Genomic DNA, 15,991 nt, shown 5'->3' with positions numbered 1-15,991 from the left:
TGAGTAATGTTTTTACACGGGACGAGCCGAATTAATGATGCCGGACATTTGGAGATCGGCGGATGTGATGTGACGGAATTGAAAGCGGAATATGGAACCCCGCTATATATAATGGACGAGCAACTGGTCCGGCGCCGCTGCCGCGAGTACATGGATGCGTTTACGGCCTCCGGTCTTGAGTTTCAGGTGGCCTATGCCAGCAAAGCCTTCTCCGTGATGGCGATGTGCCGGTTGGTGGATGAAGAAGGGTTGTCACTTGATGTGGTGTCGGACGGGGAGCTGTACACAGCGCTGCAAGCGGGTTTTCCTGCAGAGCGTATCCACTTCCACGGCAACAACAAAACGCCTGATGAAATTGAGATGGCGATTGATGCCGGGATCGGCTGCTTCGTAGTGGATAATCTGGTTGAACTCACTCTGCTGCAGAGCATTGCCTCACGCAAGGAAGTGAAGGTGAACATCCTGCTTCGCGTTACGCCAGGGGTAGAAGCTCATGCCCATCATGCGTATGCTTCTACAGGCCAGACTGATTCGAAGTTCGGTTTTGACATTGGCAATGGTTCCGCTCAAGAAGCGGTAAGTCAGGCTTCAGATAAGGCCAATTTGCAGCTGTTGGGTGTGCATTCACATATCGGCTCGCAAATTTTTGAAACGGAAGGTTTCCAGCTTGCGGTGGAGCGGATCGCTGATTTCACCCGCAAGGTGAAGGAAGAGCTTGCCATTGATTTCCCTGTCGTCAATCTCGGCGGCGGCTTCGGCATCCGTTATGTGGAAGGTGATACACCACTGTTGGTATCCGAATATGTAGCGGCAATTACAGATGCGGTGAAGACGCATTTCGCAGGAATTGGCGGCAAACTGCCGCAAATCTGGGTAGAGCCGGGCCGCAGCATTGTTGGGGATGCAGGTACGACGTTGTACACGGTAGGAACCAACAAGGAAATTCCGGGGGTCCGCAAATATGTCGCCGTTGACGGCGGGATGACCGATAACCCGCGTCCTGCACTGTATGAATCCAAATACGAGGCGTTGCTTGCCAACCGTGCCACGGAATCCAATGAAGAAACAGTCTCGATCGCGGGCAAATGCTGCGAGAGCGGCGATATGCTGATCTGGGACGTGGAGCTTCCGAAGGTAGAGAGCGGTGATCTGCTTGCCGTAGCCTGCACCGGTGCGTATAACTATTCCATGGCCAGCAACTATAACCGGATTCGCCGTCCGGCCGTCGTTTTTGTACAGAACGGACAGAGCGATCTAGTGGTACGCCGCGAGAGTCATCAGGACATTACCGCCAATGATATTGTGCCGGAGCGCATCGCCAAGCAGGCTGTTGCGAAGTAGGACCTCATCACCGCAAGGCTTAGTGTCTGAAATAATTGGAGCAAGCGGGAGTGACTCCCGCTTGCTTTGCTTTGTGCGTGGTTTCATAGTAAACTAAGAAAAGTGTTCTACATCTGTTATTTCGAAAGGGGTCATTTACATATGGCAAAGCAAGCGAAAATTACACTTGAAAACGGCGGCGTAGTGCTGATCGACTTGTTCGATCAGGATGCTCCAAACACTGTAGCCAACTTTGAGAAGCTGGCAAAAGACGGTTTCTACAACGGTCTGGTCTTCCACCGCGTTATCCCTGGTTTCGTAGCACAAGGCGGCTGTCCTAACGGTTCAGGCTCCGGTGGTCCAGGCTATACGATCAACTGCGAAATCAACCCGAACAAGCATGAGCGCGGAACGCTGGCTATGGCGCATGCCGGCAAGAACACTGGCGGAAGCCAGTTCTACATCTGCTATGCACCGCAGCCTCACCTCGACGGAGTACACACTGTATTCGGTAAAGTCATCGAAGGCATGGACTATGTTGACTCTTTCCAGGGCCGCGACAAAATGACTTCGGTGGAAATTATCGAAGCTTAATTCAAATGAACTAAGGCGCGTCATACGCCCTTTACGGCTATTCATAAAGCACCCGGCTGGGATCCCAGCCGGGTGCTTTTGTGCAAATATAACAATTTATAAGCTTCACGCGATGAATTATCCTTCTATTTCTCGCGGAAACGGATACCGTCCTTATGAGGATGGTATCCGTTTCCACTTGGTGCACCGCTTCAAAGGGTCCGGCTTCTGCGGCGGTCCCGGAGAGCGGAACGCTGCGGCAGTCTGAAAAAGATCAGATACATCAGCAGAAAAAGAATAAAGGCAAACCCTTCTTCCACCAGCAGGTAGTAAGGGTAAGGGCCGAAATAATCCAGTATGGAAAAGGTGCCGGGTTTATGCGCCAGGAACATATAGTTCGATCCCAGCAATGAATTTGCGGCATAGACACAGGCAGCGACCACATTCAGGCAGAGCATGGTGAAGAAAAGCGAGCGCCAGGTTGGCCTATACCCTTCGACCCAGGTCATGTAGAGAGAGGCCAGGATAATCGCGCCATGGGCCGTAAAAAACAGCAGAAAGCGGAAATGGGGATAAGGATACACCAGATTAGGCGTCAGCAGGGCGATGAAAGCTCCGCCAATGCCGGCAAAGTAGAGAAAGGAATAGAGCCTCCGGCTGCGGGTAAGCAGCATAATGACGGACAAGAGCAATGTAATCCCGCATAACTCCAGCGGCAGCGAGGACTCCTTCTTCCAGATCCCCTGCGAAAAGTACCATACATGCAGTCCGGCTTCAGAAAAAAGCAGGATAAATACTAGCAGCAGTTTCACAAACCGGCGGAGTGATGGACGGGTACGGAGCGCAAAACGCGACCAGAACAGCAGCAGGCAAGCTAAGGTCACAACAGCCAGTGCAACCCAGTGTGACGGTGAAAACATACTGAAATCAGTCTCATGCTGCCGTGTAAAAAATGAGCCGAAGTTCACAGAATTCTCTCCTTGGAACCCGCGGGTTATTTTAACAAAAATAAATATTCGGAATTTTAACATTTTCTGATTCTAGAGATCTATACTTAGGTGATATAAGTATATAATGCTCAAGCCGCACAGAAAAGGAAGAGATTTCTGCGATGTCACATAAGATGGATGCAGGAAAACCGGAATACATAACTGGCTTGAGGCTTTTGAGTGTCATGGTGTAGGTCGGCTGCCATTTTTTTGTACCGGGTTTTAGAGGCTGTTCCGAAAATCAAGCATGAATAGACAGAGAAGGAATATGCTGCAAGAGGGATAATTATCCCAATATCAAATCAGAAACGGGGGCTTCCAGGGAATGTTGAAGAAGAAATTTAGTTTGTCCATTATGATCATTATGCTTTTTGTGCAGTATGCCTATGGTATTGGATTCACCTCGCAGGCTACGGCAGCTGGGATTGAGACTGAAAGGAATATTATTACCAGCGTCTCTATGGCTGTGTATGGACCTGACGGCCAGACCGTTACGGACAATGTGTATGATGTCAATTCCACGGTCAGTCTGGATTACACCTGGGCGCTTCCGAACGGACATGGGTACGCAGCAGGTGACACCTTTACGTTCCTGCTTCCTGAGCAATTCCAGCTGTTTAACGACATCAGCGGCGCATTGGTCTCGGATGACGGGGAAGTAGGCAGCTTCACGGTCAGAAAGTCCACGCATCAGGTAGTGATGACCTTTAACAGCTATATTGAGAGTCATGACAATGTGCAGGGAACACTCCGGGTCAATACGAAGTTTGATAAACAGAAAATTCCCGGCACTGGGATAGAGGAAATCCTATTCCCTATAAATGGCGGGACGCAGAAGGTTATCGTGAACTTCAAGCCTGAGATCGGCTCGACCATCGACAAGCACGGCAGCTCCAGCGGCTACAATGCGACCAGCATTCAGTGGACAGTTGATGTGAACAAGAAGCTGGAAAAGGTAGCAAACGCTACAGTAACCGACCCTATTCCGGCAGGGTTGTCCTTGGACAGCACGGCCACACTTGCAGTTTACGGGCTGGCGGTCCAGCTTGACGGCACAGTGTCACAAGGGGCACTGCTTGACAGCAGCAAATATTCTGCGGAAATACTGGACGGCAAGCTTATCGTTCACTTCACCGATCCTGTAATCGGCAGTGCCTACCGCATTGCATACACCACACCTATAGCTGTGGAGAATAAAAGAATTTTCACCAATACAGCGACGTTTACTGGGGATGGGCGCGATCCGGTCAGCTCCTCGGCAACGGTAACTGTTGAGCGCGGTGGAACACTTAAAAAATTCTCAACCGGCTATGAATGGGGAAATCAGGTGATTTCCTGGGCAATAGAATATAACTACAATGGCAAAAATATCCCGCAGGCCAATGCTGTCTTATCGGATTTATTCGATGCTTCGCATGAGCTTGTATCCGGTTCGGTTAAGGTTTATCCGGTAACCCTGGATTCTGCGGCTGTAGCGACAAAAGGCCCAGCCCTGAATGAGAATGTGGACTTTACTGTTTCTCCTATTACTGCTGCCGGTAAAAAGGGCTTTAAGCTGCAGTTCACAAACGACGTATCCGCACCGCACCGTATTGAATATAAAATCAAGGCCAAAGACCGTGTGATCAAAGAAACGACGGTGATCAATTCAGTTACGGACAGCACGTATACTTATGATGCAAAACAGCTTGTCCGGCCAGCCGTTATCTATAAGACGTTATCGGGTGTAGATTACAAGAATAAAACGACAGATTGGAAAATTACGCTTAACGGCGATAATTACCCGATGAGCCATGTCGTTGTGAAAGACAGCTTTCCGGATGGCGGTCAGAAATTGGTTCCCGGTTCGCTGCTTGTAAGGGATGAAAACTGGCTGGTCGTGAGCCCTTCCAAGTACACGTTAATCTATGATTCACCAGTACAGCCGAACGCCGGATTCACAGTGAAGTTTCATTCACCGATATCCGGGTTTCATACCATCAATTACACCACCTTGTTCAGCAATGACTGGCTGACTGGAAGCACTAATGATTTTATTAATAAAGCACAGATTGATTGGATGGACAGTGCTGAACAGAATCAGTCAACTGCAGCATTTGGAAAGTTCATTCCACGTTCTGAGGTGAAGAACAACGGGTTCAAATCCGGTGTTTACAATGCAACCGCCAAAGAAATTACCTGGACTGTGGGTGCGAACTACAATGGCAAAGCGATTGCCGATCCTGTGGTAACCGATGTGCTGACTGCAGGCCAAACGTTAGTTCCAGGTTCGCTTAAGGTTTACAACATGAGCCTCGACACAAAAGGTGACTATACAAAAGGTTCCGAGCTTAGTGCATCGGCGTATACCTATGCTGTCAGCGGCAGCAATGAGCTGAAAGTAGAATTTGCCGGCAACATCAGCGAGCCATACATTATCGAATTTAAAACATCTCTTGAAGGACAGCTTATCGACGCTACCGTGGCCAATACGGCTAAACTTCTGGATGGAACCAAGCAGGTATCGAAAGACTTGACTGCTTCCCTGAAAATCCCGCACGGTGGTGAATATATCTACAAAGACGGCCTGCAAAGCGGCGATAAAGTAGATTGGAGCATCGCGATCAACAGGACACAGTCGTTCATGAAGAATGCAAAAATCATTGACGAACCCAGCTCTAATCAAATACTGCTGCAGGATTCCTTCCATTTGTATCCAACCGTTGTATCATTGAACGGTGAAGTGACCAAAGGCGGACCTGAACTGGTGAAGGATGTTGATTATTCACTTAACATTAATCAGAATGCCAGTGGAAAGCAGAGCTTTGAACTCAGCTTCTTGAAGGATATCAAGACAGCTTATATGCTGGAATACAAGTCGCTGATCGTAGCGAATACAGGCGATAAGCTGCTTAATACCGTGAAGTTCAACGGCAACAATGTTGTAGTGGTCGAGAAGGATACATCCAAAGAGGTCATTGTGGGAGTATCCAGCGGCTCGGGCACAGGAAGTGGTGTCAGAGGAGCTTTGGTCGTCACCAAGCTCGATGCCGTAAACAAGGAGAAGGCGCTGGAAGGGGCGACTTTTGAGCTTTACCGGCTGAACGGAACAGAACGCGTGCTGATCAATACCCTGACTACCAACACTTCAGGCAAAGCGGCATTCAACAATATTTGGCTCGGAAGCTATGTATTGATTGAGACGGCGGCTCCGAAAGGATATGTGCTGGATTCCAAAGAGTATCCGGTCACAATTGGTTCGTCGGTGAGCGTGGGGCTGACTGTATACAATACAGAGGAGGTGCCGGTACCAACGTCGACACCAACAACAGTACCAACAACAGTGCCGACAACAGTGCCAACAACAGTACCAACAATAGGCCCGACAACGGAACCAACAACGGGTCCAACGACAGAACCAACACCAGTACCTACAGTAGCGCCTGGCGGCAGTCCAACACCAGTACCGACGACTGTAGCAACACCATCACCAACACCATCACCAACACCAATACCGACAGTAGCACCTGGCGGCAGTCCAACTCCTGTTGTGATTATCGAAGAACCACAGATTCCTGCGGGACCGGGGGCGACGGCACAGGCTACACCTGCTCCGTCAGCGACACCTTCACCAACTCCGGGACAAGTGACAACGATAGATGATGACATCCCGCTTGGCGAAGTGGAAGTTGAGGATGATGAAATTCCGGCGGGGACAGTAACCGGCTCGGGCGGCCAGCTGCCACAGACGGGTGAGAATAGTCCATTGCCAATCTATTTGGCAGGAGTAGGATTGATTCTTACAGGGTTCATTCTGAGCCGGGTATTTAGACGCAGAAAGCAGGAATAGCACCAGAGGCAGCTGGATATTCATCTTTCCTGCCATAGCAGCACTAACAAAGAGCACACGGCGATCAACTGCCGTGTGCTCTTTGTTTATTGGAATTACACAATCCACTGTAGTTATGGAGTAAGGCTGTAGCGTATCCAGGTCCCCTTCTTATCGGTGGTGACCTCCCAGCCTAATTGTTCGGCGGTGAAGGCGAGCGGGATCAAGGCTTTGCCTCCGACGAGCAGCGGAGCGGCTTCCAGGACTGTGCTATTTCCGTCCACAAGCGCTTCACTGCTGCCGACAGTCATTGCAATACTGTGCCCGCCGGACGTTAGCTTTACTGTTTTGCTGGCTCCATCCCATTCCACTTTAGCCCCCAGGGCAGGTCCAAGGTCTTTGGCAGTCAGCCACAGCTCCTTGTCCCCCTGGATCAGCCGGGTGGTATATCCCAGCTGCACTCCACCGAACTGAACGCTGCTCTGATACAGGTTCCCGCTGAGGTTGGTAACGGCACTTTCCGCCTGAGACTGCAGCCTATTGTTGAACTCGCCGATGTTATCATCCGTTACAAGATAATCCGGATTCTTCTCTCCGATGGCATCGGCAATCCAGCTGTTCACTTCTTCGCTGTGATGGCTAAGATCCTTGTACAGATCAAGGTTGAACGTCCACTTCGATTCCGCCTGAAAATCATAAAGCGACACATTATCGAACTGCCGGAATTGCTCGTACATCCATTTGCGCATCACCAGTTGATTGCTAAAGCGGAGGGGATTATCAGAATACCAGGCAACCTGCCGCATCACGCTATAGGGAGGATAATAGAAGTAGAACTTCACGTCAGGATATTCCTTCAGCAGCGGCAGAATATACGTATTGAAATGTGCCTTCAGCTGATCTATATTTTCCTCGTTATGCCCGAAGTATATTTCGTTGTCACTGGCTTTCAGGTAGGCTTTGGTTACATATTGTCGGCCGAACTTAACTACATGGTTCCAATTGTTCAGATATTCCAGATTTTTTCCGGACTCACCCGAAATCGAGCTTTTGAGGCTGCGCCAGAACTGTTTGTATACCGAGGAATTGAACCAATATTTGTAATCGGTCCATAGCTTGCCGTCGTACAGATAATCGGGGAATTCTTTTGCTGCTTTTGTGGTTTCCAGCTTCAGGGAGAAATAATCCAGCCCCCAGAGGACCTGCTTCACTTTGCCGGTTTCCAGAGCAAGCTTGGCGATTTTATAGTGCTCATCGACAGTCGATCCCTCCATCGACAGCTTCATTGTGGTTCCGCCTAAGTTTTTGTCTACTTGAGAAGGCAGAAAGTTCTCGGTCATGGAGGTCCCGATAATAATATTGTCGTAATCATAATTTTTGGCCAGCCCGGGATTCTGGTAACGTTCCTCCTGTGAGAAAACAGGGGTATACCATGAGGATTTATGATAGAACTGCAGCGGATCCAGGAATAGGGTAAGAAGAGCGGCGAGAGCTGCGAACGAGAACAGAAACAGCAGGAATAAAGTCATCATTTTTTTGGATCGGGCATGCAAGCCGCGTGGCTGTGCCGGGGTTTTGGTGATTTGAATATGGGGTACTGGCATCATTCGAACCTCCTAAGCAAATAGTGTGAGTGTGTTTGACGGTATCGTTTACTGGATTAGAAGTTAAAATACAGGAATGGAGTGATTCGGTTGAAGAAGAACAAGGAAATGACGAAGATCAGAGCCATGGCCATAACCGTCTTCCAGCTTCGCACCTGAATTTCTGTCTTGCGCCGCAGCAGGATCACACCAAGCAGGATAACAATTAGGACGATAGCCCACTTTAAGCCGCTGGCTGCAAAGGTTCCCAAACCGTTTATTCCGCTCATTCCTTTTAATAGTCTAAGGGCTATAGTAAGATTCTCCGCGCGGAAGAATACCCAGGTTACATTAATGAAGGCAAAGGTGAGTACCCATGCGATACCCTTGGGCAATGGCGTACCCCGGCGTGACCACAGCTTCTCTACCGCTTGCCCGACTCCGTGCAGCAGACCCCAGAGTACGAACATCCAGCCTGCCCCATGCCATAATCCGCCAAGCAGAAAGGTAATGATCACATTGCGGATGGAGATCCAGAAGCCCTTGCGGTTGCCTCCAAGCGGAATATAGATATAATCCCTAAGGAAGCGGCTGAGCGTCATATGCCAGCGTCTCCAGAAGTCACGGATACTCAGGGCGCGATATGGAGCATTGAAATTTTGCGGCAGCACAATATTGAAGAGCAGAGCAATGCCGATCGCCATATCCGTGTACCCGCTGAAATCAAAGTAAAGCTGGAGGGTATAGGACAGCACAGCCACCCAGGAGTCCACAAAGTGAGCAGCGGAGGCAAAGCCGCTATTGGCAAAGCCGGCCAGGGTATCCGCGATGATCACTTTTTTTCCGAGGCCGATGCTGAACAGCAGGGTACCCTTCAGTACATTGTTCCAGTTCCAGAGCTTGCCCCGCAGTCTGTCGAACTGAGGCATCATCTCCTTGTGGTGAAGGATCGGACCGGCAATCAGATGGGGGAAGAAGGTAACGAATAGTATGTAATTGACGAGACCGTATTCACGTGCCTGATGCCGGTAGGCGTCGACGAGATAGGCAATTTGGGTAAAGGTGAAAAAGCTGATCCCGAGCGGCAGCAGCAGGTGAAGGGGAGCCGCATTCCAACCCGTCAGCCCATTCCAGTTTGTGATGAAAAAATCGGCATATTTGTAGTAACCCAGCAGCAGGAGATTGGCGCTTAAGCCAAAGATAAGCAGTGTGGGGGGGCGGAATTTTCCGCTGTGTAAATACCGGCCAAGCGTGTAGTTGAACAGAATGGATAAGAGGATTAGCGGGATGTAGCGGATATTCCACCAGCCATAGAAGACCAGAGAGGACAGCGCCAACCACAACTTGGCGTACTTAAACAGGCGGATGCGGTTTAGTGCAAAGTAGCCGGCCAGCACAATAGGCAGGAAGCCGAACATAAAGATGTACGAATTAAATAACATTTTGACCCCTCGTTTACAACAGATTTGGTATAACAATCACTTTAAGACTCAGTTCTAAAGACTTACCGGCACTAAATCTAATGATTTTCTTAAGAAAATTCTCCTGACCGTGAGAACAAGGCCGGAGATTTATTGTCATCCGCAGGGGAAATGCTATAATAGTTTAAATTCGAAGTTTTGGAGGGAATCGGCAATGTGGAAGGAATTCAAAAGTTTTGCCATGAAAGGAAATGTGCTTGATCTAGCCGTTGCTGTCGTCATCGGGGCAGCTTTCGGTAAAATCGTTACCTCCCTGGTCGCCGACATTATTATGCCACTGGTGGGGATGCTTAGCGGAGGGATTGACCCTTTGAAGAAGCTTAGCTTCACTTTCCGGGAGGCAACTGTGAACTACGGCTTGTTCCTGCAGGCAGTGGTAGATTTCTTTATTATTTCTTTCTCCATCTTTTTGGTGATTAAGCTGGTAGGCAAATTTAAACGCAAGGAAGTCGTAAAAGTCGAAGTGGTCGAGACCCCGGCACCAGATCCGGAAATTACCCTGCTGACAGAGATCCGCGATTTGCTGCGGGCGGAAAAACAGAGTGAAATCTAGAAGTAAGTTACATAAATAAAGTAAATATATTAAATGCACTTGCTTTTCCTGCCGCTAAGTGATAATTTTGTTGTAGGCAAAAATTAATTTAATTGAATATATCAATCCTTCAGGGCAGGGTGTAATTCCCTACCGGCGGTGATGCCGCTGTATATGGCCGAAATGCCAGTATCAGCGCTTAGTCCGCTACCCGCTTCGTATGTTGCATACGGACGGTGGACCCGGTGCAATTCCGGGACCGACAGTATAGTCTGGATGGAAGAAGGAGAGATTGACGTTCTGTGCTTTGTATAGGCAGGCGTACTGCAGTGTTTTCGAATATTATGTGCGAACTTTCACAATGCCATGTTTGTGGCGTTTATTTACGCACCATTTTATTGGACTGCCGGTAAACTCTCGTATAACCCGTCTTGAACTCCACCTGGAGATTGAGACGGGTTTTTCTGTTTTGGACTGGAAGCATGAATACAAGGCGATGGGATTGGAGGCAAGGCATGGATACAATGAACGACCAGTTTTATATGGCCCTGGCGCTGGATATGGCGGAAAGAGCACAGGGACAGACAGGCGTCAACCCGGTGGTGGGCTGTGTTGTAGTGAAGGACGGCGCGGTGATCGGCCTCGGCACTCATTTGCAGCGCGGAACAGGGCATGCGGAGGTGCATGCGCTGAATATGGCGGCCGGCAAGGCGCAGGGAAGTACTGCGTATGTGACCCTTGAGCCGTGCAGCCATTACGGCAAGACGCCGCCCTGCAGCCAAAGGCTGATTGATGAAGGTGTAGCTCGTGTAGTGGTGGCGTGTGAAGATCCCAATCCGCAGGTAGCAGGCCGGGGCATAGCCATGCTGCGCGAACAAGGGATCGAAGTTGAAGTGGGGCTGCTGCGCAGCCGTGCTCTGCGGCTGAACGAGAAGTTCATCAAGTACATTCTGACGAAGCAGCCTTTTGTCACGCTAAAGAGCGCCAGTACGCTTGATGGCAAAATCTCTACCCGGACCGGGGACAGCAAGTGGATATCTAACGGGCAGGCACGGGAGATAGTACATACCCTGCGTCACCGTCATCAGGGAATTATGGTCGGCGTCAATACGGTTATTGCCGATAATCCTTCGCTGACCACAAGAATGGTGGTACCCGGACTCAACCCGGTCCGGATCGTGATCGATTCTTCGCTGCGTATCCCGCTGGACTCCGCCGTTGTTACCGACGGGCAGGCACCTATAGTTGTCGTGACTACAGAAGCTGCCGATCCGGTCAAGCGTGAGGCGCTTGTGGCGGCAGGGGTTCAAGTCATCGTCTGCGGCGCAGGGCCGCGCGTGGATCTGCAAGGTGCCATGACTAAGCTGGGCGAGATGGAGATCGGCTCCATACTGCTGGAAGGTGGAGGCACCCTAAACGGCTCCATGCTGGAGAGCGGACTGGTTGACCGCGTGGTGCTGTTCTTCGCTCCCAAGATCGTTGGCGGCGGGGCCGGAGCGGCCGGAACTTTCGAATTCCCGGGTGTCGGGCTGATGAAGGACGCCATCACGCTTGAGGGATTGGAAGTGGAAGTGCTCGGGGATAATGTGTGTATCAGCGGCACTCCAATCCGCTAAGTAATAGCAGTTGCTAACAAAGCTTAAGCATATGCTTGCAGTGATCCTAACCAAACTTGTAGGAGGGGTTCTATGTTCACCGGCTTAATTGAGGAGATCGGTGTGCTGCGCAGTGTCTCCAGCGGAGGCGAGATGATGGTGCTGAATATCGGTGCCTCCCTCATTATGGATGACCTGAAGATTGGCGACAGTGTATCCGTCAACGGGGTCTGCCTGACCGCAACGTCTTTAGGCGACCATTATTTTACCGTCGATGTGATGCCCCAGACCTACCGCAACAGCAACCTGAAGGAGCTGCGGACCGGCGGCAAAATGAATCTGGAACGGGCGATGGCCGCCGGAGGGCGTTTCGGCGGGCATATCGTTCAGGGGCATGTCGACGGTACCGGTGAAATCCGGAGCGTGAAGCGTGACCAGAATGCGGTTGTGTTCGAAATTGCACCGGACCGCAAAGCGCTGTTCAAATACATTATTCCTAAAGGCTCCATCACGATAGACGGCATCAGCCTGACGGTCGTAAATACGACGGCTGCAGCGTTTACCGTGTCGATTATTCCGCACACGCTTGGAGAAACTGTACTTACGCACAAACGCTCAGGCGACAGTATCAACATTGAATGTGACGTGCTTGGCAAGTATGTGGATCATCTCCTGCATTACAGTGCGGGCGCAGGACATGAGGAAGATGAGAACAGCTCCCGGATCAGCCGCGATTTCCTGGCGGCCAACGGGTTTGTATAAATAAGACTAGGCTTACGGATAGCCTGTGAGGGCACGTAAAGTGATCAGGAGGACAGAAACATGAGCCAAGAACCCAAGCAAGACAGCGTCCTGGACCCGATTGAAGACGCTATTTATGATTTGATGCGCGGCAAAGTGATCATCGTAGTCGATGATGAGGACCGCGAGAATGAAGGAGACTTCATTGCTCTTGCCGAACGTGCTACACCGGAAGTAATCAATTTCATGATTAAGGAAGGCCGGGGGCTGGTCTGCCTGCCGATTACGGCGGAACGTGCGGAGGAGCTGGATCTGCAGCCGATGGTCAGCCAGAATACTGACAATCATGGCACTGCTTTTACCGTGTCCATCGACCATAAAGATACCACAACCGGTATTTCCGCAGGTGAAAGATCCATGACCATCAAAGCGATTATGGACCCCGACGCCAAACCGTCCGATTTCCGCAGACCGGGGCATATGTTCCCGCTGATTGCCAAAAAAGGCGGCGTACTGCGCCGTTCCGGCCACACTGAGGCTGCTGTTGACCTAGCCCGCATGTGCGGCGCATATCCGGCAAGCGTCATCTGTGAAGTGGTCAAAGAAGACGGAGAGATGGCCCGGCTGCCGGATCTGATCGAGATCGCCAAGAAACATGATCTGAAGCTGATCAGCATCAAGGACCTGATCCATTACCGCAACGAGAAGGAGCATTTAGTCACCCGTGAAGTTTCAGTGAATCTGCCTACGGATTTCGGTCTTTTCCAGACGATTGCCTACACGAACGAAGTGGATGACAAAGAGCATGTCGCGCTGGTCAAAGGCGACATTTCCGGCGAGGAGCCGGTGCTGGTCCGTGTGCATTCCGAATGTCTGACCGGTGACGTGTTCCACTCGCACCGCTGCGACTGCGGGCCGCAATTTGAAGCAGCGCTGCGCCAGATCGAAGGTGCTGGCAGAGGAGTACTGCTCTACATGCGCCAGGAAGGCAGAGGCATCGGCCTCATTAATAAACTGCGTGCCTACAAGCTGCAGGAGGAAGGCTTGGATACAGTGGATGCCAACCTGAAGCTCGGCTTCCCGGCAGACCTGCGAGACTACGGTATCGGGGCACAGATTCTTAAGGATCTTGGCGTACGCCAGATCAAACTGCTGACCAACAACCCGCGTAAGATCAAGGGACTGGAAGGCTACGGCCTTGAGGTTGTGGAGCGTGTGCCGATTCAAATGCCGGAGAACAAGGACAACACGAATTATCTTCATACGAAGCAGGCTAAGCTGGGACATTTGCTGACGTTTGACAATATTGAACAAAATGAGGATTCCAAAATTTAACCATAAAACTAACTTGAAGGGTTGATGAGCACAATGCCGAATTATTTTGAAGGACATTTAGTATCCGAGGGTTTAAAATACGGGGTAGTCGTAGGACGTTTCAATGAATTCATTACAAGCAAGCTGCTGTCCGGCGCACTGGATGCGTTCAAACGCCACGGTGTTGCCGATGATGAGGTGGATGTGGCATGGGTTCCGGGCGTTTTCGAAATTCCGCTGATTTGCCAAAAGATGGCCGAAAGCGGCAAATATGATGCCGTCATCGCGCTGGGCACCGTCATCCGCGGTTCCACTACGCATTATGATTATGTTTGCAATGAAGTGGCTAAAGGGGTGGCAGCCATTAATCTCAAGACGGGTGTTCCTACTATTTTCGGTGTTGTCACGACCGAGAATATTGAGCAGGCCATCGAGCGTTCCGGAACCAAAGCAGGCAACAAAGGCTGGGATGCTGCGACGTCAGCAATCGAAATGGCAAACCTTAACAAGCTCTTTAAGTAAGACAGCCTCTTGACGAATTGGCTATAATCGTGCTTATTTATAAGTATAAGAAGAAAGCATGGACTATAAAAACCCTTTCTACTTGTGTAGCGTCCCTATAGCGGCGCTGCACTTTACTTTTTTTTGGCGGGAGGAAACCGCGTGACTGTATTGTACAAGCTGGAGACGTTCGAAGGTCCGCTCGATCTGCTCTTGCATCTAATTGACAAAGCGGAAATCGACATCCAGGACATTCCGGTCAGCGTGATCACCGAACAGTACATGGATTACCTGCAAACGATGCAGGAGCTTGAACTGGATATCACCAGCGAATTTCTCGTTATGGCTGCAACCCTGTTGTCCATCAAGAGCAAGCTGCTGCTGCCGAAGCCGCCGGTTATTGAGATCGAGGATTTCGACTATTACGAGGATGATGGCTATGATCCGCGTGCAGAACTGGTTCAGCGGCTGATTGAATACCGTAAATTCAAGAACATTGCTGTGCAGCTGCTGGATATGGAGAGCGAACGCAGTCTGATCTTTACGAAGGAGCCGGAGGATCTGGGTCCTTTCGTGCCGACGCAGATTGATAACACACTGAAAGGGCTACATACGTCTGACCTCATCGCTGCATTCCGCAAGGCGCTGAGCAAGGCGGCTCGAAGATCCTCTTATCAGCGGATTACCCGAGATGAAATTTCAGTCAAGGACCGGATTCGTGATGTCTCAGAGGCGCTGCAGCGTAAAGGGGTGGGCGGCAGGTTGCGCTTCTCGGCGCTGCTGCATGATGAGATGGCCAGACATGAGATCGTGACTACCTTTCTGGCGATCCTGGAGCTGATGAAGATGAAGGCCATTTACTGTTATCAGGAGAAATTGTTTGAGGATATTGTGATGGAGTGGAGAGGAGGAGAGGAATTCAGTGGATTACAAAACGCTGAAATCGATTATTGAAGGATTGCTGTTTCTGTCTGGCGACGAAGGGTTGTCGGCGCGTCAAATTGCCGAGATCACCGAGCAGCGTCCGGATCTGGCGACAAGTGCACTGGAGGAGCTGAAAGACGACTACATCAACCAGGGCCGCGGCCTGCAGGTCGTGCAGATCGCCGGGAATTACCGGCTGGCTACACTGCCTGAGCATGCAGCATATTTTGAACGGCTGGCCTATTCGCCTTCAAGATCTTCTTTATCCCAGGCGGCGCTGGAGACGTTGGCCATTGTGGCCTACCGCCAGCCGATTACCCGGGTGGAGATTGAGGAGATCCGCGGAGTAAAGTCTGAACGGGCGATTCATACGCTGAACAATAAGGATCTCATTCATGAGGTCGGGCGTGCCGAGGCTGTAGGCCGTCCAATCCTTTACGGAACGACGAAATCGTTCCTTGACAGCTTTGGACTGGCCAGCCTGAAGGAGCTGCCGGAGCCGTCTAACTTCGATAACTCCGACGGGCTGGAAGAGGAGACACAGCTCCTTTTCAGCAAGCTGGATAGCCAAATGACGTTCGATGATGTTGAGCAGCCGCAGGGTATGGAGGAGTAAAGTATCCTCATACG

General features: G+C 50.6%; 13 protein-coding genes and 1 riboswitch. Of the genes, 10 read left to right on the top strand and 3 right to left on the bottom strand.

Going from position 1 to position 15,991, the window contains the following annotated elements:
• The first annotated feature begins 6 nt into the window (after nucleotides 1-6).
• Entirely contained in the window at nucleotides 7-1,341 is a 1,335-nt protein-coding gene (gene lysA / locus NST99_RS22855) for a diaminopimelate decarboxylase (RefSeq protein WP_341094614.1), read from the top strand.
• A 141-nt stretch (nucleotides 1,342-1,482) separates the two neighbouring features.
• Entirely contained in the window at nucleotides 1,483-1,914 is a 432-nt protein-coding gene (locus tag NST99_RS22850; RefSeq protein ID WP_341094612.1) for a peptidylprolyl isomerase, read from the top strand.
• A gap of 191 nt (nucleotides 1,915-2,105) precedes the next feature.
• Here NST99_RS22850 and NST99_RS22845 read toward each other — a convergent pair whose 3' ends face one another.
• Nucleotides 2,106-2,813 carry a YwaF family protein gene (locus NST99_RS22845; protein WP_341094610.1) on the bottom strand — a complete coding sequence of 236 codons (708 nt, stop codon included), beginning with the start codon at nucleotides 2,811-2,813 and terminating at the stop codon, nucleotides 2,106-2,108.
• Between the two features lie 394 nt (nucleotides 2,814-3,207).
• Between NST99_RS22845 and NST99_RS22840 the strand changes: the two genes are divergently transcribed.
• The gene (locus NST99_RS22840) at nucleotides 3,208-6,711 is read left to right on the top strand and encodes a collagen binding domain-containing protein (RefSeq protein WP_341094609.1); all 3,504 of its coding nucleotides are present in this window, start codon (nucleotides 3,208-3,210) and stop codon (nucleotides 6,709-6,711) included.
• 113 nt (nucleotides 6,712-6,824) lie between these two features.
• Here the strand turns inward: NST99_RS22840 and NST99_RS22835 are convergent, their stop codons facing one another.
• Nucleotides 6,825-8,294: a copper amine oxidase N-terminal domain-containing protein gene (locus NST99_RS22835; RefSeq protein ID WP_341094607.1), complete on the bottom strand. Its 1,470-nt coding sequence runs from the start codon at nucleotides 8,292-8,294 to the stop codon at nucleotides 6,825-6,827.
• 56 nt (nucleotides 8,295-8,350) lie between these two features.
• A complete protein-coding gene (locus tag NST99_RS22830; protein WP_341094605.1) occupies nucleotides 8,351-9,715 on the bottom strand; it encodes an MBOAT family O-acyltransferase in 1,365 nt (454 codons plus the stop codon).
• 193 nt (nucleotides 9,716-9,908) lie between these two features.
• Between NST99_RS22830 and mscL the strand changes: the two genes are divergently transcribed.
• The 7 genes from mscL to scpB all read left to right on the top strand — a co-directional run bounded on the left by mscL (nucleotide 9,909) and on the right by scpB (nucleotide 15,977).
• Nucleotides 9,909-10,307: a large conductance mechanosensitive channel protein MscL gene (gene mscL / locus NST99_RS22825; protein ID WP_341094602.1), complete on the top strand. Its 399-nt coding sequence runs from the start codon at nucleotides 9,909-9,911 to the stop codon at nucleotides 10,305-10,307.
• 101 nt (nucleotides 10,308-10,408) lie between these two features.
• Nucleotides 10,409-10,578: riboswitch (FMN riboswitch) on the top strand.
• A gap of 223 nt (nucleotides 10,579-10,801) precedes the next feature.
• Nucleotides 10,802-11,902, top strand: coding sequence for a bifunctional diaminohydroxyphosphoribosylaminopyrimidine deaminase/5-amino-6-(5-phosphoribosylamino)uracil reductase RibD (gene ribD, locus NST99_RS22820; protein ID WP_341094601.1), 1,101 nt, complete (start codon nucleotides 10,802-10,804; stop codon nucleotides 11,900-11,902).
• Between the two features lie 72 nt (nucleotides 11,903-11,974).
• Nucleotides 11,975-12,643, top strand: a complete 669-nt coding sequence (locus tag NST99_RS22815; RefSeq protein WP_341094598.1) for a riboflavin synthase — start codon at nucleotides 11,975-11,977, stop codon at nucleotides 12,641-12,643.
• Nucleotides 12,644-12,703: 60 nt separating this feature from the next.
• Nucleotides 12,704-13,957 (top strand): bifunctional 3,4-dihydroxy-2-butanone-4-phosphate synthase/GTP cyclohydrolase II, encoded by a 1,254-nt coding sequence (locus NST99_RS22810; protein WP_341094597.1) that lies wholly within the window; start codon nucleotides 12,704-12,706, stop codon nucleotides 13,955-13,957.
• A gap of 33 nt (nucleotides 13,958-13,990) precedes the next feature.
• Nucleotides 13,991-14,458 carry a 6,7-dimethyl-8-ribityllumazine synthase gene (gene ribH / locus NST99_RS22805; protein WP_054941407.1) on the top strand — a complete coding sequence of 156 codons (468 nt, stop codon included), beginning with the start codon at nucleotides 13,991-13,993 and terminating at the stop codon, nucleotides 14,456-14,458.
• Between the two features lie 141 nt (nucleotides 14,459-14,599).
• A complete protein-coding gene (locus NST99_RS22800) occupies nucleotides 14,600-15,391 on the top strand; it encodes a segregation and condensation protein A (protein WP_038594609.1) in 792 nt (263 codons plus the stop codon).
• Nucleotides 15,360-15,977, top strand: a complete 618-nt coding sequence (scpB, locus tag NST99_RS22795) for an SMC-Scp complex subunit ScpB (RefSeq protein ID WP_076108985.1) — start codon at nucleotides 15,360-15,362, stop codon at nucleotides 15,975-15,977. Before NST99_RS22800 ends, scpB begins: the two co-directional genes overlap by 32 nt.
• The last annotated feature ends 14 nt before the right edge of the window (nucleotides 15,978-15,991 follow it).

The organism is Paenibacillus sp. FSL L8-0470 (assembly GCF_038008625.1).
GTDB lineage: Bacteria > Bacillota > Bacilli > Paenibacillales > Paenibacillaceae > Paenibacillus_AQ.
This window is presented reverse-complemented; position numbering and strand designations above follow the sequence as displayed.